This window comes from Actinomycetota bacterium, from assembly GCA_009923495.1.
Lineage (GTDB): Bacteria > Actinomycetota > Actinomycetes > S36-B12 > UBA5976 > UBA5976.
On sequence record RFTJ01000014.1, the window covers coordinates 14362 to 36332 of the forward strand.

General features: G+C 48.7%; 27 protein-coding genes and 1 other RNA gene. 15 read left to right on the top strand and 13 right to left on the bottom strand.

Annotated features, from left to right (window positions below; translation table 11 throughout):
• The first annotated feature begins 95 nt into the window (after positions 1-95).
• From EBS36_05540 to EBS36_05575, 8 genes are all read left to right on the top strand, one after another.
• Positions 96-890, top strand: coding sequence for a dioxygenase (locus EBS36_05540; GenBank protein NBU32612.1), 795 nt, complete (start codon positions 96-98; stop codon positions 888-890).
• Between the two features lie 21 nt (positions 891-911).
• Positions 912-1721, top strand: coding sequence for a Nif3-like dinuclear metal center hexameric protein (locus EBS36_05545; GenBank protein ID NBU32613.1), 810 nt, complete (start codon positions 912-914; stop codon positions 1719-1721).
• Between the two features lie 8 nt (positions 1722-1729).
• Positions 1730-2473: a hypothetical protein gene (locus EBS36_05550; protein ID NBU32614.1), complete on the top strand. Its 744-nt coding sequence runs from the start codon at positions 1730-1732 to the stop codon at positions 2471-2473.
• Entirely contained in the window at positions 2470-2910 is a 441-nt protein-coding gene (locus EBS36_05555) for a reverse transcriptase-like protein (protein NBU32615.1), read from the top strand. The genes EBS36_05550 and EBS36_05555 overlap by 4 nt, the downstream gene beginning before the upstream one ends.
• 299 nt (positions 2911-3209) lie before the next feature.
• Positions 3210-3572: RNase P RNA component class A (rnpB, locus tag EBS36_05560), an RNA gene on the top strand.
• A 62-nt stretch (positions 3573-3634) separates the two neighbouring features.
• Positions 3635-3967: a hypothetical protein gene (locus tag EBS36_05565; GenBank protein NBU32616.1), complete on the top strand. Its 333-nt coding sequence runs from the start codon at positions 3635-3637 to the stop codon at positions 3965-3967.
• Positions 3968-4085: 118 nt separating this feature from the next.
• Entirely contained in the window at positions 4086-4298 is a 213-nt protein-coding gene (locus EBS36_05570; GenBank protein NBU32617.1) for a DUF4287 domain-containing protein, read from the top strand.
• Positions 4299-4446: 148 nt separating this feature from the next.
• The gene (locus tag EBS36_05575) at positions 4447-5667 is read left to right on the top strand and encodes a DUF418 domain-containing protein (GenBank protein ID NBU32618.1); all 1221 of its coding nucleotides are present in this window, start codon (positions 4447-4449) and stop codon (positions 5665-5667) included.
• Positions 5668-5722: 55 nt separating this feature from the next.
• On the opposite strand, the gene EBS36_05580 is transcribed toward EBS36_05575, so the two are convergent.
• Complete coding sequence (locus tag EBS36_05580; protein ID NBU32619.1) at positions 5723-6100, bottom strand: type II toxin-antitoxin system death-on-curing family toxin; 378 nt, start codon at positions 6098-6100, stop codon at positions 5723-5725.
• 2 nt (positions 6101-6102) lie between these two features.
• Positions 6103-6330, bottom strand: a complete 228-nt coding sequence (locus EBS36_05585) for a hypothetical protein (GenBank protein NBU32620.1) — start codon at positions 6328-6330, stop codon at positions 6103-6105.
• 310 nt (positions 6331-6640) lie between these two features.
• Here EBS36_05585 and EBS36_05590 point away from each other — a divergent pair, with 310 nt between their 5' ends.
• Both EBS36_05590 and EBS36_05595 read left to right on the top strand, forming a co-directional pair.
• Positions 6641-6838 (top strand): DNA-binding protein, encoded by a 198-nt coding sequence (locus EBS36_05590; protein NBU32621.1) that lies wholly within the window; start codon positions 6641-6643, stop codon positions 6836-6838.
• A gap of 8 nt (positions 6839-6846) precedes the next feature.
• Positions 6847-7224 (top strand): type II toxin-antitoxin system death-on-curing family toxin, encoded by a 378-nt coding sequence (locus tag EBS36_05595; protein NBU32622.1) that lies wholly within the window; start codon positions 6847-6849, stop codon positions 7222-7224.
• Between the two features lie 8 nt (positions 7225-7232).
• Here the strand turns inward: EBS36_05595 and EBS36_05600 are convergent, their stop codons facing one another.
• On the bottom strand, positions 7233-7541 hold the full coding sequence (locus EBS36_05600; protein NBU32623.1) for a MarR family transcriptional regulator: 309 nt from the start codon (positions 7539-7541) through the stop codon (positions 7233-7235).
• A gap of 105 nt (positions 7542-7646) precedes the next feature.
• On the opposite strand from EBS36_05600, the gene EBS36_05605 reads away from it, so the two are divergent.
• From EBS36_05605 to EBS36_05620, 4 genes are all read left to right on the top strand, one after another.
• Positions 7647-8612, top strand: coding sequence for a sodium-dependent bicarbonate transport family permease (locus EBS36_05605; protein ID NBU32624.1), 966 nt, complete (start codon positions 7647-7649; stop codon positions 8610-8612).
• A gap of 156 nt (positions 8613-8768) precedes the next feature.
• A complete protein-coding gene (locus tag EBS36_05610; GenBank protein ID NBU32625.1) occupies positions 8769-9554 on the top strand; it encodes an ABC transporter substrate-binding protein in 786 nt (261 codons plus the stop codon).
• Positions 9503-10504, top strand: coding sequence for an amino acid ABC transporter permease (locus EBS36_05615; protein ID NBU32626.1), 1002 nt, complete (start codon positions 9503-9505; stop codon positions 10502-10504). The genes EBS36_05610 and EBS36_05615 overlap by 52 nt, the downstream gene beginning before the upstream one ends.
• A gap of 14 nt (positions 10505-10518) precedes the next feature.
• Positions 10519-11271 carry an amino acid ABC transporter ATP-binding protein gene (locus EBS36_05620; protein NBU32627.1) on the top strand — a complete coding sequence of 251 codons (753 nt, stop codon included), beginning with the start codon at positions 10519-10521 and terminating at the stop codon, positions 11269-11271.
• 11 nt (positions 11272-11282) lie between these two features.
• On the opposite strand, the gene EBS36_05625 is transcribed toward EBS36_05620, so the two are convergent.
• The 9 genes from EBS36_05625 to EBS36_05665 form a co-directional block, all read right to left on the bottom strand.
• Positions 11283-12158 (bottom strand): 5,10-methylenetetrahydrofolate reductase, encoded by an 876-nt coding sequence (locus EBS36_05625; protein NBU32628.1) that lies wholly within the window; start codon positions 12156-12158, stop codon positions 11283-11285.
• A 110-nt stretch (positions 12159-12268) separates the two neighbouring features.
• Entirely contained in the window at positions 12269-13480 is a 1212-nt protein-coding gene (gene tgt / locus EBS36_05630; protein NBU32629.1) for a tRNA guanosine(34) transglycosylase Tgt, read from the bottom strand.
• Between the two features lie 33 nt (positions 13481-13513).
• The gene (locus EBS36_05635; GenBank protein NBU32630.1) at positions 13514-13987 is read right to left on the bottom strand and encodes a MarR family transcriptional regulator; all 474 of its coding nucleotides are present in this window, start codon (positions 13985-13987) and stop codon (positions 13514-13516) included.
• Positions 13988-14025: 38 nt separating this feature from the next.
• Positions 14026-14796 carry an ROK family protein gene (locus tag EBS36_05640; GenBank protein ID NBU32631.1) on the bottom strand — a complete coding sequence of 257 codons (771 nt, stop codon included), beginning with the start codon at positions 14794-14796 and terminating at the stop codon, positions 14026-14028.
• A complete protein-coding gene (gene map, locus EBS36_05645) occupies positions 14793-15608 on the bottom strand; it encodes a type I methionyl aminopeptidase (protein ID NBU32632.1) in 816 nt (271 codons plus the stop codon). Before map ends, EBS36_05640 begins: the two co-directional genes overlap by 4 nt.
• A 167-nt stretch (positions 15609-15775) precedes the next feature.
• Positions 15776-16114, bottom strand: a complete 339-nt coding sequence (locus tag EBS36_05650; protein ID NBU32633.1) for a histone — start codon at positions 16112-16114, stop codon at positions 15776-15778.
• Between the two features lie 164 nt (positions 16115-16278).
• Complete coding sequence (locus tag EBS36_05655; protein NBU32634.1) at positions 16279-17562, bottom strand: MFS transporter; 1284 nt, start codon at positions 17560-17562, stop codon at positions 16279-16281.
• Between the two features lie 64 nt (positions 17563-17626).
• Positions 17627-18469, bottom strand: coding sequence for a 3-methyl-2-oxobutanoate hydroxymethyltransferase (panB, locus tag EBS36_05660; protein ID NBU32635.1), 843 nt, complete (start codon positions 18467-18469; stop codon positions 17627-17629).
• Between the two features lie 83 nt (positions 18470-18552).
• Entirely contained in the window at positions 18553-20286 is a 1734-nt protein-coding gene (locus tag EBS36_05665; GenBank protein ID NBU32636.1) for an NAD+ synthase, read from the bottom strand.
• A 75-nt stretch (positions 20287-20361) separates the two neighbouring features.
• Here EBS36_05665 and glnA point away from each other — a divergent pair, with 75 nt between their 5' ends.
• Positions 20362-21699 carry a type I glutamate--ammonia ligase gene (gene glnA / locus EBS36_05670; protein ID NBU32637.1) on the top strand — a complete coding sequence of 446 codons (1338 nt, stop codon included), beginning with the start codon at positions 20362-20364 and terminating at the stop codon, positions 21697-21699.
• Positions 21700-21701: 2 nt separating this feature from the next.
• On the opposite strand, the gene EBS36_05675 is transcribed toward glnA, so the two are convergent.
• A partial coding sequence (locus tag EBS36_05675) for an amino acid decarboxylase (GenBank protein NBU32638.1) occupies positions 21702-21971 on the bottom strand: 270 nt, incomplete at its 5' end.

Genomic DNA, 21971 nt, shown 5'->3' on the forward strand with positions numbered 1-21971 from the left:
TCCCTAATCTGCGCCGGTAAATTTCCCCCAGGAATACTTTCAGGTGTTATCTTGTTTGTAGAAATGGTTTAAGTTTCAACTATTTGGAGAATTCAATGGGTCTTGCTGCGAATGATGAATTGTTGCCAGCCTTGTACATCGGTCATGGTGCGCCGCCGCTGGTGGATGATCCAATTTGGAAAGGCGAGTTGGCGGCCCTTACTCAATCCATGGCCAAGCCAAAAGCAATCCTGATTGTTTCAGCACACTGGGAGTCAGCGCCGCTAACTGTCGGTGCTACAGATTTCGCTACGCCACTTATTTATGATTTCAGTGGCTTTGATCCAAAGTATTACAACCTTGAGTACCAGTCACCTGATTCAAGTGAGTTACTCAATTTGCTCGGTAGCATACTTCCCACTGAAACGAGATTGAACCAACAGAAAAATCGTGGCTTGGACCATGGGGCCTTCGTACCATTGTTGGCTATGTATCCAGATGCAGACATTCCGGTCTTGCAAATGTCGATCCCAACGCATAAGCCAGACGAGTTAATCGAACTCGGAAAGCGGTTAGCAACGCTTCGAGAGCACGGCGTCTTGATTATCGGTAGCGGTTTTCTCACTCACGGCCTGCCATTTCTTCGGGACTGGCGAATCGAGGCTGTGCCACCTAGTTGGAGCATCGAATTTGATCATTGGGCACGCGAGGCAATTGCCAGAGCAGATTTGGATACCCTAGTGAACTATCGAGAGTTAGCGCCAGGCATGCCGTATGCCCATCCGACCGTTGAACATCTATCACCCTTATTTGTTACCCTTGGCGCTAGTGCGGATATGAATACTGCAGCCGATGTCGTAATTGACGGTTACTGGATGGGCCTTGCCAAAACCTCTGTACAAGTTTCCTAACTTTCACAATAGGCTCGGAGTATGAGTAATCTGACTCTCGGGGATATTACCCAGCTACTTGAGCAAAAGTATCCAGCTAACTCTGCTGCTGATTGGGATTGCGTTGGACTCGTAGTTGGCAATCCAACCGCTACCGTAAAACGAATTTTGCTGGTTGTAGATGTAACAAAGGAAACAGTTGATGAAGCTATTTCTAAGGAAGCTTCACTCATAATTGCACACCATCCATTGCTGCTTCGTGGTGTCACCTCAATTTCCGAGTCCACACATAAAGGCGAATTACTAACAACTCTCGTTCGCAATGACATCGCGCTATTCACAGCACACACAAATGCCGATTCTGCCCGGCCTGGAGTAAGTGATGCCCTAGCGCTGACCCTTGGTTTAAAGCTTGAATCAGATTGCGTTCTCGAACCGGAAACTGGAATTGGCCGTATTGGAACTCTACCGAATCCGGTTTTGGCCAGGCAGTTTGTTGATCAAATTTCTACGGTACTCGAATACTCACCAAGTCCGGTGCTACTGGCTGGAAATCCTGACAAATTGATAACCACAGTTGCTGTTTGCGGGGGCGCAGGAGACTCGCTTTTGCCAATCGTTGGAGTATCAAGAGCAGATGCCTATGTGACTTCAGATTTGCGCCACCACTTAGCAAGCGAATTTGTCGCAGATTCAAAGTGTGTTTTGATTAACATCGCGCATTGGGCAGGCGAGTGGCCTTGGTTAAATTTATTAGCCCAACTCTTGGGTGACGCCTTTGCCGATAAGGTGGAAGTGTTAGTGTCACGGATTCCAACGGATCCGTGGACTATGTCAACAGCAAGGAGTTAGCCGTGGCTATTCAGGCAAGTTCTCAACAGCAGGCAACCTTGCTTGAGGTTCAGCATCACGACACCACATTGCTTCAGCTGAGTCATCGCCGTGCAAACCTGCCGCAAATCTCCCAGGGACTAGATCTGGAAGCCAAATTAGGCAGCTTGCAGTTGAAATTAGTGGCCATCAAGACGGAAATCTCAGACATCTGCCTTGCACAAGCTAAGGCCGATAACGATGTGCAACAAGTGGTCCAGCGCGCAGAACGCGATCAGCAACGTCTAGATTCTGGTGCAGTATCGAGCCCCAAAGATCTCGAAGCACTCGCGCATGAAATTCAGTCACTGCGCAAGCGACAAGTCGAACTTGAAGATGTCGAACTAGAAATTATGGAACAACTCGAACAGGCCCGAACAGCTCAGCTCGAAATAGAGGCGCAGGTTGCCGAAACTATTACAGAACTCGAACAGGTCACAAAGTCCCGCGACGATGAGTTCGCTGACATCGACGCTTTGATAGACGCCGAGACTTCGGCTCGAACTCAACTTGCAAGCACCTTAGATTCTGAGTTACTAGCGCTCTACGACAAGGTGCGTGTTGACCTCGGTGGAGTTGGTGCAGCTTTACTTCATCGCGGGGCCTGTCAGGGTTGCCACATTTCACTCGATGCCACCGAAGTAGATCGCATCAGACATCTTCCGGCTGAAACTGTAGTTCGTTGTGAGGAGTGTCGTCGAATCTTAGTTCGCACTTCGGAGTCTGGTCTGTGACGCATTTCATTGTCGAGGCTGATGGAGCTAGTCGAGGAAATCCTGGCCATGCATCCTTTGGCTCGGTAGTTCGCAATGCCCAGACAGGCGGACTCGTAGCCGAAATAGGCGGAGTACTGGGTCATGCCACAAATAATGTTGCCGAATATCGTGGCCTCATCGCTGGCCTAGAAGCTGTTGCTGCCATAGATGCGCAAGCGATAGTCGAGGTGCGCATGGACAGCAAGCTCGTCGTTGAACAAATGAGTGGCCGTTGGGCAATAAAAAATGCTGGCTTACGTGAATTGGCGATGGTGGCTCGAGAAATTCTGCCATTTAGCAATGTCACTTACACTTGGATTCCCCGAGAAGACAACAAAGCCGCAGATGCTTTAGCAAACCAGGCCCTAGATGAGCATCTGGCTGGCGGCTCAGGCGTAATTATTCGCAACTTCTGATTTTGATATAAAGACACTTATATTGGCCAAAATGTCTGTGAATTCGGCAAAATTTCAATAAAACCGATTGCGGGTTAGGTTTCCAGCCGTTACAAATAGAGGTAGCCAAGTCTCGGGACGCACTTGGGCTAGAAGCATCACGGTAGAAATCCCTTCAGCTGCTGAACCGCTCGCCCAATTACGCGGCTAGATACTGGGCAACGAGGCCCTCATGTATCGCATGGGGGCCTCACCTTTTCCACCTCAAATCTTTTTACGAGGTTACCCATTTTTCAGCATTTCAATTACGCTTATTTTGGCGAGTCGGCCGGGTAATCGCGGCAAGCAATTGTCGAGGAAAGTCCGGACTCCATAGGGCAAGAGTGGTGGATAACATCCACCTGGGGTGACCCACGGGAAAGTGCAACAGAAAGTAAACCGCCGAGCAATCGGTAAGGGTGAAACGGTGAGGTAAGAGCTCACCAGCGCATGCGGTGACGCAAGCGGCTAGGTAAACCCCACTCGGAGCAAGACCAAGAGTGACCTTCGGGTCCAGTGCAGGTGACGGCCCGTCATACGCCTGCGGGTAGGTTGCAAGAGGTCGTTGGTAACAGCGATCGCAGATGGATGATTACCGTCAGTTTCGGCTGGCACAGAATCCGGCTTATAGGCCGACTCGCCTTCTTCACATTGCGCGATTTTCTCTTCGCTCGGTTAATCACTAATCACCACTAGAGTTGCGAGCATGGCGAATTACATAATTTATTTCAATCAACAATGGGTTGGGGATCATCCAGCCCAATGGTACGAACGTCGTGGCCCACTGGCTCGAGCGGTAGTGGACGAGATGAAAGAAGCCGGTGTTCTGGTTTTTGCTGGCGGCCTTGAGGAAGAGATCGAATTGGCATGCGGCGCAGACGATGCTGGCTCGGTAGGTGGGCCAATAACCACATCTGGGGAATTCCTTGGTGGTCTAACCATAATTAATGTGGCCACAGATGAGGAAGCAAAAATGTGGGGTGCCAAAGTTGGAGTTGCCTGTGGTTGGCCGCAAGAGATTCGCAAATTCAAAGGTTAAATGTAGTTCTACTTCTGCTTCACAAACGCAGACTAGAAGTACCGGCGCGAACGGTAAATCTCATGTTGCACGCATTTGCCAGGGGAGTAGTTTTGGCGACCAGCGTTACAATTTAACAATGAGCGAAAAGAAAGTTATGGGACCTGCATCCTACTTTCCGTCAATCGAAAAGAAGTACGGAAAGCCGATTGACTTCTGGTTGAACGAACTCAAGAAGGTTAAGAATTTAGCGCACATGGAGCAGGTCGCGCACCTGAAAGAAAACTTTGAAATGGGCCACGGTCACGCCAATGCCTTAGTTGCCTTTTTCCGCAAAGAAAACAACTTGTAATCAAATCTGAACTGCGAAGCTGAACGTGGTTCTCTCGCTTTGCCTGAATGTTCTAAACCTCGAAATGCAACATACAAAGCAACGTGGCATATTTGGCTAGTTAAAACTTTCAGTAACTCAGCTGACAAAGAGCAAAGAATTCCAGTCAATGGAAATAGAAAACACAAAAACGCCAAGTCTCGAACGCATGCAGATTCTGGATGTTCTTCGCGGATTTGCACTCGCTGGCATATTAATCATTAATGCGATGTCGATTCTTGCAGTTAAAGGATCAACACCGGCATTTACCATTGACATTCCGTCAATCGATCGCCTCCTTCAAGACGCAATTTTGTTTTTCGTTGAGTCCAAATTTTTTACGCTGTTCTCACTCTTATTTGGCATTGGTTTTGCGATTCAAATTCAGAGTGCAGAGCGTCAAGGTACCGCGTTTATTCCGCGAATTTCACGGAGAATGATTGGACTTTTGGTATTTGGACTCTTACACATCGCCTTGCTCTGGGATGGCGACATTCTGGTTATCTACGCAATCACTGGCAGCATTCTGATTGCATTTCGAACTTGTAGTAATCGGACAATCCGTCGCTGGGTGATTGGGCTATTGGCCGTACCAGGCGTTCTGGTGTTCCTAGTGTTCTGCACCACATTAGTAGTTCGATTAACTGAAGCTGGCGCAGAGGCTTTAAGTCAAAGTGACCAAAGTTTGGCGCAGGAGTTTGCCAACACTGCGGCAACTCAGAAGCTGGTGGAAAGTGGATTCTTTGAGGCTACCTCAGTAAGAGTGCAGTCATATATGGATCTGCTGCCATTATTACTCTCGAGGATTCCAACCGTGCTAGCAATGTTTTTGATTGGCCTTTACTTGGGGAGAAGTAACTTCATTCGAGAGTTGCCACAAAAGTCAGAACTTCTCAAGAGAATTCGGTTCTGGGGTTTGTCTCTAGGGTTTTCGCTCATGCTGCTAATCGTGCTTGCCACCAAGTTCCTGCCGGCAACAAGCGCGTTGGTCGCGATTATTGAAGATCAATATTTAGCAGGGCCGATTCTGTGTCTCGGGTATGCCGCCGCCATGACCCTTGCTTACTTAAGAAACCCAAATCGAAAATTGTTTATTGGATTCGCCACTGTTGGGCGAATGGCATTGACCAATTACCTGACCCAGTCGTTAATTCTTACTGGGCTTGCCTATGGATGGGGCTTTGGTCTAGCGATGCAGTTAAGTGGACCACAAGTGCTCTTGATCTCTGTTGTTCTGTTTGTAACTCAAATTCTGGTCAGCCGGCTATGGCTATCGAAATTTGGTTTCGGACCGCTTGAGTGGATCTGGCGCTGTATTACCTATTGGCGGATTTTCCCAATAACCAAGTAAATGACTGCATCCCAGCCCGAATTTTCGTGTGGCAAAAGTCAACAGCTGAACAAAGTTACTTAATAGGTTTGGTTATTCTACGTAACCAAGGTTCAAGATTGCTTAAAGTGAAAGTTCCCGTTTCAAACATCTCAATCATTCTTGAATAAATCTCGGCGCTGGTTTGATTTATGCGCAATCCATTAATTCGCAAAAATGTGTCAACTACGGCAAACGCCACTCGCTTATTGCCATCGATGAATGGGTGATTAATTGCCAAACTCTCAAAAAGTGCTGCCGCCTCAAAGATTAAGTCATCGTAATAGCCGGTTTGCGGACGCATCATCGCGGATTCAAGTGCGCCCATGTCACGAATCCCATCACTGCCGCCAAACTTGCGAATTAGTATCTGGTGAATTGCGATAGCTTCTGGGACGGTCAGGTAATCCGTCATCGTTATTGAGCGAGTTTCTCGTAGAGTTCCGAAAATTCATCAATGCTTAAGCCCAAAGCTTCCATCACGTGATTTCTAGGCCGGTTGGTTAACTGCCGATCTAGAAATTCGGAAAGTGCTTGCTCTAAAACCGATTGAAATTGCCGCCCATTTGCCTGGGCAAATTCGCGAACTGCCGTGAGCACCTCTGGGTCTAACTGGCTCGAAAACTTTTCACGATGCACCGTCATTGCAGGCTCCAATCTTTATCTTGAATTATCAAGATACATCAAGATAGAACTAGAAGCAAGGCCTAATGTGACCTTCAGATCCAGTGCACGTGACGGCCCGCCAGACGTCTGCAGGTAGGGTGCAACAAATCGTTGGCAGCATCGATCGCAGATGGATGATTACCGTTAGCTTCGACTAACACAGAATCCGGCTTGCGGACCGACTGGCCTCAAGAGATTCGCAAATTCAAGGGTTAACTGATCCAACGCCTGAACATTGGCTTAATTGAGTTGTTGACAGGTTCTGGTACCACTGTGGTACCATTTCGACATGGCTATGAACCTTCGGCTTTCTGATGAGCAATCAGACGCACTTCGGAAATTGGCATCCCAAGAGGGGATCTCAATGCAAGAGGCCGCTCTGACTGCCATCGATGAGTACATTTCACGGCGAGATTTACGTATGAAGTCTGCGATTGAGCGAGTGTTGAGTGAAGACAAAGACCTCCTTGATCGGCTGGGGCAATGACCAAGAAAATTGACTATTTATCGCTTCAGGATTTAATTCACATCGGAAATGAAGTAATTGCAGATTTTAGAATTCGAGACATCGGACTTCTAGAATCTGCTGCGAACCGGCCCCAGACAACAGTTTTTGGCGAAGATGCTTATCCGAACTTTTCAGAGAAAGTAGCTGCCTTGTTGCAGTCGGTCGCGAGAAATCACGCACTAATAGATGGAAATAAGCGCCTAGCCTGGGCGAGCAGTCGAGTCTTTTGCCTAATGAATGGATACGACTTGTCCTTCAATCACGACCAGGCATACGAAATGGTTATTGATGCTGCTTCTGGCGTTTTAGATGTTCAAGAGTTGAGCAAGTTGATCGAGAAGTATTTGGTTTCTGCTGCAAGCTAGCAAGCTCGTTAGCCAAAGATTTCTAGCAGCGACTTAATGGTCTTGTGTGATTCAGATGGATGGCGGAATTTCATGTCGGCTTCAATCGTGTATTCATTTCGGCGACCGACCTTTATTTTGGTTAAGTAACCTGCTGCCTCCAAGTCCGCGAGGATAATTTGGGCCGAGCGTTCCGTTATGCCAACAGCGGCAGCTATGTCGCGAATTCGAGCTTGCGGATTTTGGGCTAGGAAAATCAATACATGCCCGTGGTTAGACAAGAAAGTCCATTGCTTGGCGCCGGATTCACCAGTTGGAACATACGCATTGTTTGCCATGAAGTCAGCGTACCATAATACGTAGAAATTATCACGAAATTTGACACCTGAAAAAAATTACAGGTATTCTGTTCCAAGTACCAGCATCTGAAAGGACCTACCCGCGTGTCAGCAACCTCCATTGCGGCAAGTAATTTGACCTCAATCGCCGTCTTGGCCTTTTTCTTAGGAGCAGTTGCTTCTCGGTTGAAGAGCAATCTGCAACTGCCCGATGCCGTTTATCAAGGCATTTCGATGTACCTGCTTTTTGGCATAGGCCTAAAAGGTGGCGTACAGCTTGACAACTCAAACTTCGGCGAACTGTCAAAGCCGCTATTAGCAACAGTGTTCTTGGGCATCTTGATCCCAATAATCGCCTTCTTTACTCTGCGGTTAGTTACTAAAATCGACGAACTTAATCGCGGCGCAATCGCGGCGCACTATGGATCTACCTCACTTGTTACATTTACTGCCGCCTTGATGTTTTTAGAAGCGAATCAAATTAAGTACAACGGCTATGCCGCAACTCTGCTCACTGTTATGGAAATCCCCGGACTCGTAGTAGGTATTTACCTCGGTAGCCGCCATTTACAGATAGGTGTGTCTTGGGGAGAGTCCATCAAAGAGATTGTTCTTGGCAAGACCGTCCTGCTGATGGCCGGTGGACTGTTGGTTGGAGCAATCAGTGGTGAAAAAGGGTATGCGAAAGTCTCACCATTCTTTGACGATCTAAAGCAAGGATTGCTGGCACTATTTTTGCTACACCTGGGGTATTTGGCCGGTGGCCAGTTCAAACAAGTCAAGGAGGCAGGGGTGATGTATCTTGGCTTCGCCTTACTATTCCCAGTTATCGCTGGCTCAGCTGGAGTACTTGCCGGACAGCTTACGGGCATGTCGGTCGGGGGCGCTGTCCTGTTGGGCATTCTTTGTGCGAGCGCTTCATACATCGCGGCCCCAGCAGCTGTTGGAATTGCCTTACCGCAGGCTAGTAAATCCCTGCCGATTTTAGCCAGTTTGGGGGTCACTTTTCCCTTTAATTTGGTGCTGGGAATCCCTTATTTCTATTGGCTGGCAACGCGAATCATGGGGTAGCGCTGACCGATTCAATTTCACCCAAATTCCTATTGGGTTTGTAGCACAAAGCAAACTTAAACTCAGTAGCATCAAGGCAATAGGAGTGAATTTGCTGACCACTTCTAGACCAAACTCTCTCAACTAGAAGAAGGTATTCAGATGAAAGTAACTAGAATGTTGGCGGTTATCGCATTGGTGACAGCCATCAGCCTTACTGGGTGTTCAAATAAGACAAGCGCCGGTGGAACTATCACATTTGGCGTTGATGCCACCTACGCGCCAAACGAATTCAAGGACGATAACGGAAAACCGATTGGTTGGGAAGTTGAACTTGGCGATGCAATTGCGAAAAAGTTGGGCAAAACCGCAGTATTCAAAATTGCTGGCTTCGACACCATTATTCCTGGCGTGACAGGCGGCAAATACGATGCCGGTCTTTCTTCGTTCTCAGATACTCCAGAACGCCAAAAGCAAGTTGACTTTGTTAACTACTACAGCGCTGGGCTACAGTGGGCAAGCGCAAAGGGCAAGACCGTTGATCCTGAAAATGCCTGTGGCTTGACCGTAGCTGTGCAAAACGCAACTACTGCTGTTGACGATGTGAAGGCGCGCTCCAAAGCTTGCACTGATGCCGGCAAGGCTGCGATTCAATCATTGGGCTTTGATGACCAGGCGATGGCAACTCAGGCCGCAGCTAGTGGCCGGGCCGATGCCATGAGTGCCGATTCACCAATTACTCAGTACGCCGTCAAGCAAAATGCTGACAAATTAGACCTAATTGGCAATCCGTTTGATGTGGTGCTGTATGGAATTCCAGTTAAAAAAGGAAACACCGAACTTGCAAATTCCTTAAAGGATGCCCTTACCCAATTGCAGGATGATGGTACTTACACCAAGATCCTTGACAAATGGGGAGTCACTGCGGGTGCCGTGGATTCAATCACCATCAACGGAAAGTAAACCCTGAATTGACTTCAGATTCCAATCAGAATGCAGGTTCGCAATCGGCGGACCTGCATTCTGACTTGAGCGAAGAAACGATTAAAGCAATTGCCCTTCGCCATCCCTTGCGAAACATTTTTGCAGTATTTTTACTCATCGGCCTGGTCGCGTTTTTGGTGGATGCATCGCACAGAGAAATCTACGATTGGCCAACTTTCAGCAAGTACCTCTTCAATCATCGAGTCCTGAGTGGAGTGTTGGTAACACTTCAGTTGACCGCTTACGCCATGGTATTTGCGGTGTTGCTCGGGATTGTTCTGGCAGTTATGCGCCAGTCCCCAAACCCCATTCTTAAATCAGTAGCCTGGACCTTCATCTGGTTTTTCCGAGGCACGCCGGTTTATGTGCAATTGGTGTTCTGGGGATTGCTATCCACTGTTTATCCATCGATAACCTTTGGCTTGCCGTTCGTAGGCGACTTAGCCACCATCCCATCTATAAATAACCTTTCGTTGTTTGTGCTTGCGGTTATTGGTCTGACCCTCAATGAATCGGCATACATGGCAGAAATCGTCCGAGCTGGCCTGCTATCTGTTGACCGCGGTCAAGAAGAGGCAGCCAAAGCGCTTGGCATGGGCTGGGGCCTGTCGATGCGGCGCATCATCATTCCACAAGCCATGCGGATTATTATCCCGCCGACCGGCAATGAAGTTATTTCCATGCTCAAGACCACCTCTTTGGTTACCGCAATCCCCTTAACCATTGACCTTTACATGGCCACCCGAGACATCTCGGCTAACACATATAAGCCAGTTCCGTTATTGCTCGTAGCTTCAACTTGGTACTTAGTGTTCACCTCCTTCTTGATGGTTTTGCAGTACTTCCTAGAGCGAAGGTTTGCCAGGGGATACGCCCATATGGGACTACAGGTTCAAGACCAGCCACTCGAAGGACTAGGTGGTGGTTGATGAATCAGCAGTACATGGTTAAGGCGGAGAAAGTTCGGAAAAATTTCGGTGCTAATGAAGTGCTTAAAGGCGTTTCTCTAAATGTTTCACCTGGTGAAGTTTTGTGTCTGGTTGGTCCATCAGGATCGGGCAAGTCAACATTCTTGCGATGTATCAACCACTTGGAAGTGGTAAACGCAGGACGCCTATACGTCGATGGCGAGTTAATTGGCTACCGCGAGAGTGGCGATCGACTGCATGAGTTAAAGCCTCGGGAAGCAGCTGCACAAAGACGTGAAATCGGAATGGTGTTTCAGAAGTTTAACCTTTTTCCACATCTAACCGCGCTAGAAAATGTCATTGAAGCACCGATTCGAGTAAAAAAAGTGGCGAAGGCTGAGGCGATAAAGCGCGGAAAAGAATTACTCAGTCGGGTTGGCTTGGCGAGTAAATACGATTCCTACCCAGCTCACCTATCTGGTGGCCAACAGCAGCGTGTCGCAATAGCTAGAGCACTGGCGATGGATCCAAAGTTGATGCTTTTTGATGAGCCTACATCAGCTCTTGACCCAGAACTTGTTGGAGAAGTCCTAGATGTGATGCGCGAATTAGCCGAGTCTGGCATGACCATGATCGTGGTCACGCATGAAATGGGTTTCGCGCGTGAGGTGGCTGATGCACTCGTATTTATGGACAACGGAGTGATTGTCGAATCGGGAAAGCCTGCGGACGTGCTGCTTAACCCACAACACGAACGCACAAAGACATTCCTGTCTAAAGTGCTTTAGAAGTTGGGCTATTAGCTAAGCATTGTCAGATTCGAGAGAATTGTTTTTGTGGGCTCCGCTTGATTTAACGTATAGAAATGTAGACCTGGTGCGCCGAGGGCATAAACTTCTTCGCAAATCTGGCTGGCCACATCTATCCCTAGAGCTTTAATTGAATCGGGGTCGTTCTGGAATCGAGCAAATCTCAATCGAGTGGCAGTTGGCATGTGCCCACCACTTAGCTCGAGCATTCGCACTATCTGTAGGTAACTAGTTACCGGCATGATGCCTGGATAGACCTTCAACTTTGAACCTCGATGAGCCAGTTCTTCTAGCAACTTCTCGTACCGGTCACTTGCAAATACGAACTGGGTAATCGCAAATGTTGCTCCCAATTCCTCCTTTCGAAGTAGCACGTTAATGTTCTGTTCCAGATTGCCATTGGACGCAGGATGAATGTCAGGGAAAGCGGCTACTCCAACTGGCAGCGAACTTACCGAACTTACAAGTTGTACTAGTTCGTCGGCGTGATTTAGGCCATCTTTGGTGCTCGTCCAGGCAGCGGCCGGACCGCCGACTGGATCGCCACGCAGGGCAAGGATTGCATCTAAGCCGCCTGCTTCGAATTCCCTAATTTGGCTAACTAATTCATCGCGAGTCGCTCCCACACACGTTAGATGTCCGACGGTTGGAATTGCTGTGGTACTGCGAATGTTGCTAGCTGTGGCAAGCGACCTATCTCTGGTTGTGCCACCAGCACCATAAGTGACCGAAACGAATTCCGGCTTGAAATTCTGTAAGGCGCTTACGGTTGCCGCCAAGTTTTGCTGGCCGGCTTCGTCTTTAGGCGGGAAGAACTCGAATGAAATTTGAACTTGGCTAGCCGAGGCAAATGCATCTTCAGACACTGCGCCTCCTGAATGGCCAATAAGTTTTTACTTTTGTCAATCCACGAGGCTTCGTTTCTTGCCGTCTCTAAATTAGCACGGATAGTTTTGAAATTTACCTAAGGAAGGCTTTAGTTTGCAGCCAAGCGCGGGTAGCGTGCGAAGAATTCCGACTTCAATTCGTAGTATGTGTCATCGATGATCGCTTGGCGAATTTTGGCCACAAGTCCCACGACGAAATGCTCATTGTGCACGGTTAGCAAGGTAGCGGCGAGAAGTTCCTTTGCTTTTATCAAGTGATGCAGGTATGCCTGGGTGTAATTTTTACAGGTGTAACAGTCACAATCAGCAACCAAAGGTTCAAATGAATCCCTGAACCGTGCATTCGAAAGGTTAAAGCGACCATCCAAACTGTAAACGGCACTATTGCGCCCGGCCCGCGATGGTGCAACGCAGTCAAAGGTGTCAGCGCCTGACTCAACGCCAACAAAAATATCTTCCGGTTCGCCAATGCCAAGCAGGTGTCTTGGCTTCTGCTCAGGCAATTCCTCACTTACCCAGCGCACGATAGTCGCCAATTTGTGTTTGTCTAAGGCTCCTCCAATGCCGAAGCCATCAAACGCCATGGCTGCTAAGTCACCAGCAGCCTGTCGGCGCAGATCTTCGTACTGAGCACCTTGAATCACGCCGAATAAGGCCTGGTAGGGCCTGTGACTACGTTCAATCGTTAGTCGCTGATGCTCAGCGATGCAGCGAAGCGCCCAGAGCCTGGTGCGCTCGAGGGACTTCACTTGGTATTCCCGAGTGTTGAGAAGGGTAGTGCACTCATCAAAGGCAAACATGATGTCTGCACCAAGTTGATGTTGCACCTGCATTGAAAATTCTGGAGTAAAGCGATGCATACTTCCGTCGATGTGTGACTTGAAAGTCACACCATCATCGTCAACATGAGCTAGCCGCTCTTTGTGATCTGCAATCACGTCATCAGACTGCACAGTGTCAGTTTCCATGGCTAATACTTTTTTGAATCCAACACCCAAACTCAATACTTGGAAACCACCACTGTCGGTAAATGTCGGACCATTCCAATTCATGAACTTGCTGACTCCGCCGGCAGCATCAACAAGTTCAGGTCCAGGTTGCAAATAAAGATGGTAAGCATTGGCAAGCAGCGCCTGTGCACCTAAATCACGCATTAGCTCTGGAATAACTGACTTAACTGTTGCTTTGGTGCCAACGGGAATGAATGCTGGCGTTTGAATGTCACCATGCGGGGTGCGGATCACACCTGCTCTACCTAGGGGTTTGAGCTTAGGATCAGCAGGGGCAAGTTCTTTCTCTATTTCAAAACTAAAAGTCACGTATTTAGTCCTGCGTCATTTCGCTTTAGAGGTTTCATTGCCATCATCCAAATAAGCAGCCAGCTTTTTAACTGCTCGACCAAGGGCAGCGTATTCAGCGTCGGTGAGGATATCCACAAAATGGTTGCGCACTCCAGATACGTGAACATGGGCAGCAGAAACAAGTGCTTTCCAGCCGTGGTCAGTAAGAACGGCAAACTGACCGCGGCGATCATCGTCACAAATTTGACGATCTACCAGCCCAGCCTCTTGCATCCGGTCAATTTGATGAGAGAGCCGACTGCGTGAAATTAGCACTTTTTCTGCAAGTTCACTCATTCTGATTCGGCGTTTCGGGCTTTCAGAGAGACGGACCAATATTTCGTAGTCTCCCAGCGATAGGCCATGCGACGCTTGTAGCTCACTATTAAGTATGTGATCCAAAAGTTCAGAAGTGGTTAACCAGTCACGCCATATACGCTGCTGGTCTGCACTAAGCCACCGAGTCATGTTTGCAGTTTACTCTCGGCTGGCTGCGACGGCAGGACTTAGTCGCGCTCCCAAATGGCTATGCCACCTAGAATTCCTGCAGTATTTTCAACAATTGTGACTTTAGGACCAAAGTCGTAACCTTCTAGCAGTCGAGCATTCCCGCCACCGATGTAAATATGGTCAAAGAATAAGAATCGATCGAAAGCATCAATGGCTTTTGCAACTCTGGTTACCCAGCGCTCTTTGCCGGCCTCGCGCCTAGCCGCATTGCCAATTTGCTCCTCAAATGTGTTTCCCTTTCGAAATGGCGCATGTCCCAATTCGAGGTGGGGAAGTAGGTGTCCATCAAAAAACATTGCAGTGCCGCACCCGGTGCCCAGAGTCATTACAAACTCAAGACCTTTTCCTTTAATTACTGCACAACCTTGGACATCAGCATCGTTGGCAACTCTGACTGGTGCACTGAATTGTTTGTTTAACGCTGACTCAAGGTCAAATTCTTTCCAAGCCTTGACCAGATTCGGATCTACCTCACCTTCCAACGTGCTTTTTGAAAAGGATGGAATGTTGTAAACACGACCGCCACGAACCAAGCCCGGGAATCCGACAGTGATGCGACCAAAGCCAGGAAGTGCCTGCGCAATCTTCCCAATCTCGCCCAGGAGCACCTCAGGAGTGCAGGGGTAGGGAGTTTCAAATCGAACCCGCTCGCTTATCATGTTGCCGTCGGCATCAAGAAGGGCAGCCTTGACTCCACTTCCGCCGACATCGACGGACAAAGTTACAACATCATGCAAAAAGGCGTGTTTAGGCACGTAAGAAATCATACCTGTGTCAGGATTTCTGCGCCCTCACCGGTTACCACAAGGGTGTGTTCGAATTGGGCCGAGCGCTTGCGGTCTTTGGTAACTACTGTCCAACCATCTTCCCACATGTCCCATTTATAGGTACCCAGGGTCAGCATGGGCTCGATAGTGAAAGTCATGCCTTCTTCCAAAATGGTGTCATAGTGCGCACTGTCGTAGTGAGGGATGACCAGTCCACTGTGAAATGCAGTGCCAATCCCGTGGCCGGTGAAATCACGAACAACCCCGTAGCCAAATCGTTTTGCGTACGACTCAATAACTCGACCAATCACATTTACTGGTCGACCAGGGGCAACGGCAGCGATTGCTCTGCGCAAGGACTCTTCTGTTCGCTCCACCAGCAGTCTTGATTCTTCGTCGACCGTACCTGCCAAAAATGTGGCATTGGTGTCACCGTGCACGCCATGAATGTATGCAGTTATGTCTATGTTTACGATATCGCCATCCTGGACGATGGTTGAATCTGGAATCCCGTGACAGATTACTTCATTCAAACTAGTACACATGGATTTTGGAAACCCGCGGTAGCCCAAAGTGGATGGGTAAGCCTGTTGATCGCAGAGAAATTCATGACCGATGCGGTCAAGCTCGTCGGTGGTAGTTCCTGGCACAATCGCAGCGCCAACAATTTGCAGAGCCTGCGCGGCAATTCGACCGGCGATTCGCATCTTCTCGATGGTCTCCGAATCCTTTACCTCAGATCCCGTGTAAGGTTTGGGCGATTTATTGCCAACGTATTCAGGTCGCACTACAGATTTGGGAACTTCACGCATTGGCGATAGTGTTCCAGGTTTTAAGGTTCCGATTGGTGCAGGCACACCTCAAGTCTAAGTGTGGGGAGCAAAGTGCCAAGTCGTTGTGCTCGGCCAAGGCGAAAATTAAATAAAGAGTAGACCCCGCACCCAAACTGGGCACGGGGTCTACTTTAAGAGTGAGGAAGTTACTTCTTCTTAGCTACTCTCTTAACTGCCTTCTTGCGAGGAGCAGCCTTCTTAGCAGCCTTCTTAGGTGCAGCCTTCTTGGCGGCCTTCTTAGGAGCTGCCTTCTTCTTAGGTGCAGCCTTCTTGGCGGCCTTCTTAGGAGCTGCCTTCTTCTTAGGTGCAGCTTTCTTAGCAGCCTTCTTAGGTGCTGCCTTCTTAGCTACTTTCTTAGCTGCCTTCTTAGGTGCAGCCTTCTTAGCAACAGCCTTCTTCTTGGCTGGAGCCTTCTTAGCAGCAGCCTTCTTAGCTGGTGCCTTCTTCGCAGCGGTCTTGCGAGCTGGGGCTTTCTTTACAGCCACAGTTCCTCCTTGAGGTGGGCACTTTCGGCCTGCCCGAAAGTTCTTAAGTAATAGCGTGGCAGAATTTTTAACAGTTGTCTGCAAAATTGCAATGTTTCTGACTCGGCGTGTCGGAAAATTTTTTTAGACTTCTTTGATAACGAAATTTAAAAGATTGCTAGAAACTAATTATTTTTTTCGTCAATAACGAATTCACTAGTACGAGCATCGTATTTTTTCAGTGCTGGCAATGAATTTGCGCAAGCTAGAACTGCAACAACACAAAGAATTCCTCCTGATATAAATGCTTTTCTCAGCCCGAAAAATTGCGCAGAGAAACTTGCGCGCATTTGTCCCAGTTGTGGACCAACTGAGTATGAAAGTAATTCAATACTCGCTAATCGCCCGCGCAAGTGATCTGGGATGGTTGCATTCCACAACAGATTTCGGAATATCACGCTTACCATGTCTGCACCACCAGCGATTGCCAGGCCAATTAATGCAACCGGAAGTGAATTGCCAAGACCAACTATTGCGATGCCAACACCCCAAATACCTGCAGCCCAAATTATTCCTAAGCCGTGTCGATTAATTCGTGATGTCCAACCGCTAGTAGCAGACGCAATGAGCGCGCCTACAGATCCTGCGCAGTAAAGCAAACCTAAAGCCGACTGCGAGTTGAATGAGTCGGCGAGAAATGGAAAGAGTGCATTGGGAAAAGCAAAAACCATTGCCGTTGTATCAATTAGATAACTGCCCAACAAGTCCTTGCGCGACCAGGCGTAAGTAGCCCCTTCGCTTACTGCTTTAAGTGTTGGCTTCTGATGTTCGTTAGTCGGCGGAATCTTTGGTAGTCGAACAATGATTATTGCCGAAACCAAGAAGGTTAATGAATCAATTGCATATGATGCCTCTGCACTCATGCTGGTTACAACTATGCCGCCAAGGGAAGTCCCAAGAATAAAGTTGGCATTTCGGGTTAATCCACTTAAGGCACTTGCAGCCGCCATCTGCTCACGCGGGACAACTCTTGGAATGATCGCATCTAATGATGGTCGTTGAATTCCATCTAGAGAAGCCATAACGAGTGCAAGTACATAAATCGGCCAGAGCATTGGTTGATCCAAATGGGCATTGACAGCAAGGAAGAGCACTGAAGTTAAAAATAGGACCTCAGTAATAATTGCAATTGTTCGTCGATCGCGAGCATCGGCTAGCACACCACCATAAAGTCCAAAGATGATTAGCGGAGCAATTTCCAAAACAGCCAGTAGACCAACGGCTAAATACGAATCAGTGAGTTGTTTAACTTGATATGGAAGCGCAACGTAGGTAAAGAGTGAGCCGAATCCGGTAATCGTCGAGCTGGTCCAAAGTAATCGGTACTGCGGATTATTTCGTAAAGGGCTGACATCAATTCGCCAGGTAGATTTTCGCCTATCCTGCGCCGCCGAAGTCACACAGGTCATTCTGCCCGAGTCTGGCCTACTTATCCTGTTTTAGCGATCGCAAATTTAAACTGTGGCTTCAAATTTAGTTGTAAGTGTTTTCCGGACCTGGATAATGACCAGAAACAACAGCTTCGGCCCAGTTTTGGCTGGCTTGTTTAACTTCACTGCCTAATGAGGCAAATGGTTGGACAAACTTTGGTAGTGGTCCAGTGGTCAGGCCGAGTAAATCTTGCCAAACAATTACCTGGGCATCCGTACCTGGGCCGGCGCCAATCCCAATCGTTGGAATCTGCAAACTGTCTGTGATTTCCTCAGCAAGTTGTGCTGGCACGACCTCGAGCACTACTGCACAGGCACCGGCTTCTTGTAGCGCAAGGGCATCGTCTAGTAATTTCTGTGCATCAGCTCCGCGCCCCTGAACTCGATAGCCACCTAACTGATGGACCGATTGTGGCGTCAGGCCGATATGGCCGAAAACTGCAATGCCTGCCTCGGTTAACGCTCGGACGGTTTGCGCCATCCGAACCCCACCCTCGATCTTTACTGCGTGGGCATTTCCTTCTTTCATAAATCGAGTCGCCGTCGCCAAAGCTTGGCTTGGCGACTCTTGGTACGAGCCAAATGGCAGATCTGCCAAAACTAGTGCTCGTTTGCTGCCTCGTTCCACTGCAGCGACTAGTGGAATTAACATGTTGGTTGTCACTGGCAGCGTAGATGAAAATCCATAGACCACCATGGCAGCAGAATCGCCAACAAGCAGGACTGGGAATCCAGCTTCATCAAAAATTCCAGCAGTAAGCGCGTCGTAACAGGTAATCATTGGCCACTTCTGGCCGCCTTGTTTTGCCGACAACAAATCGGCAGTTGTGATTCTGCGGTGTTGGTTACCACCGTACAAAGAATGTTCCCCACGGGAAATAGACACTTTTAGGCTCCGATCTCGAAGCTGGATGCCAGTCTCCGGACACTTTAAGCCTATTCCAGAGCTGGTGAACTATCTAATTATCGTTACTCTTGCCAAAGATTTGTCATGGGTAGGCGTCGGTCGCGCCCAAAGGCCCGACGAGAGACTTTGGCGCCGGGTGGGTATTGCCTGCGCTTGTATTCTGCGCGATCTATCAATCGGATAATGCGTTCAACGGTATCCGCCGCATAGCCCATTTTTACTATGTCTGAGGCACTCACGTCTTCTTCAACATAGGCGCGCAGAATCCCATCCAGTTCTTGGTAGTCAGGCAACGAGTCTGTATCTAATTGACCTGGACGCAATTCAGCACTGGGAGGTTTTTCAATACTGTTCTCGGGAATGGGCGGAATGAGACCTTGTCTGGCCGCTTCTTGATTTCGCCACTTTGCAATTTCCCAAACATCTGTTTTGAAGAGGTCTTTAATCGGAGCGTAGCCGCCAACTGCATCCCCATAAATGGTGGAGTAGCCAACCGCTAGTTCACTCTTGTTGCCAGTGGCCAACACCAAATGTCCTTCCTGATTTGAAAGTCCCATCAATGTTGTGCCACGAACTCGCGCCTGAAGATTTTCTTCGGCAACGCCGGTAAATCCTAGTTCAGAGAGATAGCTTGCGACCATCGGCTTAATTGGCACGATGCGAAAATTTAGCCCAGTGCGAGTTGCGAGTTCTTGCGCATCTGCTACCGAGTGCTCAGAGGAGAATTCGGACGGGAGTGCAACAGCATGAACTCGATCTGGCCCTAACGCATCCACCGCAATTGCTGCAACAACCGCTGAATCGATTCCGCCGGATAAGCCTAGGATGACTGATTTGAAATTGTTTTTATTCACGTAGTCGCGTAATCCAAGTACTAGTGCAGCGTAGGTTTCGGCGTTTCGATCTAATCGGCCCGTAGTTAATTGCTCAAGTCCAGCTAGCTTTTCTGCCGGTAAAGTCTCTACTTGAACAACTTTTTCCCCATCTGGTAGCACTGCCTGGCTACTTGTGGGTTTCAGATCTAGATCGGCCAATAAAATTTCAGACTCGAATTGGCCGGCACGGGCGACGATTGAACCGGCTGGATCGACGATTATCGAGTCGCCTTCAAAAACCAATTCATCTTGACCACCAACCATGTTGACATAGGCAACGTGCATCTGACATTGCATGGCACGCTTGCTAACTAATTCAAAACGAACATCATCTTTATCGCGCTCATAAGGGGAGCCATTAAGAACTAAAAGCAAACTCGCGCCTGTAGCACTAATGTTTGCCATGTGCTGACCGTCCTGCCAAAGGTCTTCGCAGATCGCCAATGCAATGTCAGTGCCAAATGCCCGCACAACTAGGGTTTGATTTCCTGGCACAAAGTACCGATATTCATCAAATACGCCGTAGTTAGGCAAATGGTGCTTTGCGTATTGGGCAACTATTTCGCCCCGATGAATTACGGCTGCACAGTTCATGGGCGCTCCGCGAGGAACGCCAAGAGTTATCGAATCCGTTGAAGTGGTGCCTTTTAGAAAGCCAACGAAAACTAATGCTTCGCCTAGACCATCAGCTTCCAGTTGCTTTGCCAGACTGTGCGCTTGCCGTTCACTGGCCAACTGAAAAGACGGCCGTAGTGCTAAATCTTCAACGGGGTAGCCTGTGATCAGCATTTCGGGTAGAGCAACAATCTGCGCACCCTGTTCGTAGGCGGACTTAACCGCCTGCAGGGCTAGGTCAGCATTTCCAGCTAAATCGCCAACAACAGGGTTAACTTGCGCAAGTGCTAGGCGGATATTTGGCATAGTCCTAGCCTACTTGCCCGCTAATAACCCTGATTTCTTAACACATTGGTAACACGGGCTAACCATAATGTAACTATGAATAAGCAGACTGACTTCGTATTGCGCACCATCGAAGAGCGCGACATTCGTTTTGTGCGCCTCTGGTTCACCGACGTACTGGGCATGTTGAAGACGGTTGCTATTGCGCCAGCTGAGCTTGAGGGCGCTTTCGAAGAAGGCATAGGTTTTGACGGTTCTGCAATTCAAGGTTTTGCTCGAATTTCCGAGTCAGACATGTTGGCAAAACCAGATCCAGAAACCTTTGCACTCCTTCCATGGCGAGGCGAACATAACGGTGTAGCGCGTATGCTCTGTGACATCGTCATGCCCGATGGACAGCCTGCAGATGCAGATCCGCGCAATGTGCTAAAGCGAGTCCTAACTAAAGCAGCTGAGATGGGATACTCCTGCTACACCCACCCAGAGATCGAGTTCTTCTTATTTAAAGAGGCACCAGTGCCTGGCCAGCAACCAATTCCAGTCGATGATGTTGGCTACTTCGACCATTCACCAAGTGCAACTGGTTACGATTTTCGCCGACAAGCAATCACCATGCTGGAAGCCATGGGTATCTCAGTCGAGTACAGCCATCATGAGGGTGCACCTGGCCAGCAAGAAATTGATCTTCGTTACGCCGATGCGCTAACGACAGCGGACAACATTATGACTTTCCGGGTGGTAATGAAAGATGTTGCTCTGTCGCAGGATGTTTATGCCTCGTTTATGCCAAAACCATTCGCCAATTTCCCCGGGTCAGGTATGCACACGCACATGTCGCTTTTTGAGGACGATCGCAACGCATTTTATGAAGAAGGTGCCCCATACCAACTAAGCGCTGTTGGTCGACATTTCATTGCCGGAATCCTGAAGCATGCACCGGAGTTCACGGCGATTACGAATCAGTGGGTGAACTCTTACAAGCGACTCGGCGCTGGCGATGAAGCTCCTTCTTATGTCTCCTGGGGACATAACAATCGTTCAGCATTGGTGCGCATTCCGATGTACAAGCCAACTAAAGGTAATTCAACGCGCATTGAATTTCGATCAATCGATTCGGCCTGCAATCCGTACCTAGCGTTTGCTGTCGTGTTAGCCGCTGGCTTAAAGGGCATAGAAGAAAAGTATGAATTGCCACCAGAGGCAGAAGACAATGTCTGGTCGTTAACCGATGCTGAGCGCGAAGCTATGGGAATCACACATCTGCCGCGTTCACTCGGCGAAGCAATCTCGGCAATGGAGCGTAGCGATTTAGTTGCCGAAACGCTTGGTGAACATGTTTTTGAATTTTTCTTACGCAACAAGCGTGCAGAGTGGCACGAATACGAGGCGCAAGTTACTTCGTACGAGTTAGATCGCTACCTACCAGTTCTTTAGTACTAAGCGCGGACAACCCGAAAGGCGTTCATGTCCGCAGAAGCGCCACCTCGGACATGTCCATAGGGAGCATTTACCGTTGCCTGGAGAAATTCAATAACCTCCGCAGAAATTTCCTCACCTGGGAGCAGATTTGGAATTCCAGGCGGATAAGCAGCCACACTTTCGGCAGAAACTCGACCCACAGCTTCTTTTGCGCTGACTACTTCAGTAAGGCCAACGTACGCATCTCGCACCGTCATGTGAGTTTTGCCAGGAGCGGGCAAATCTAG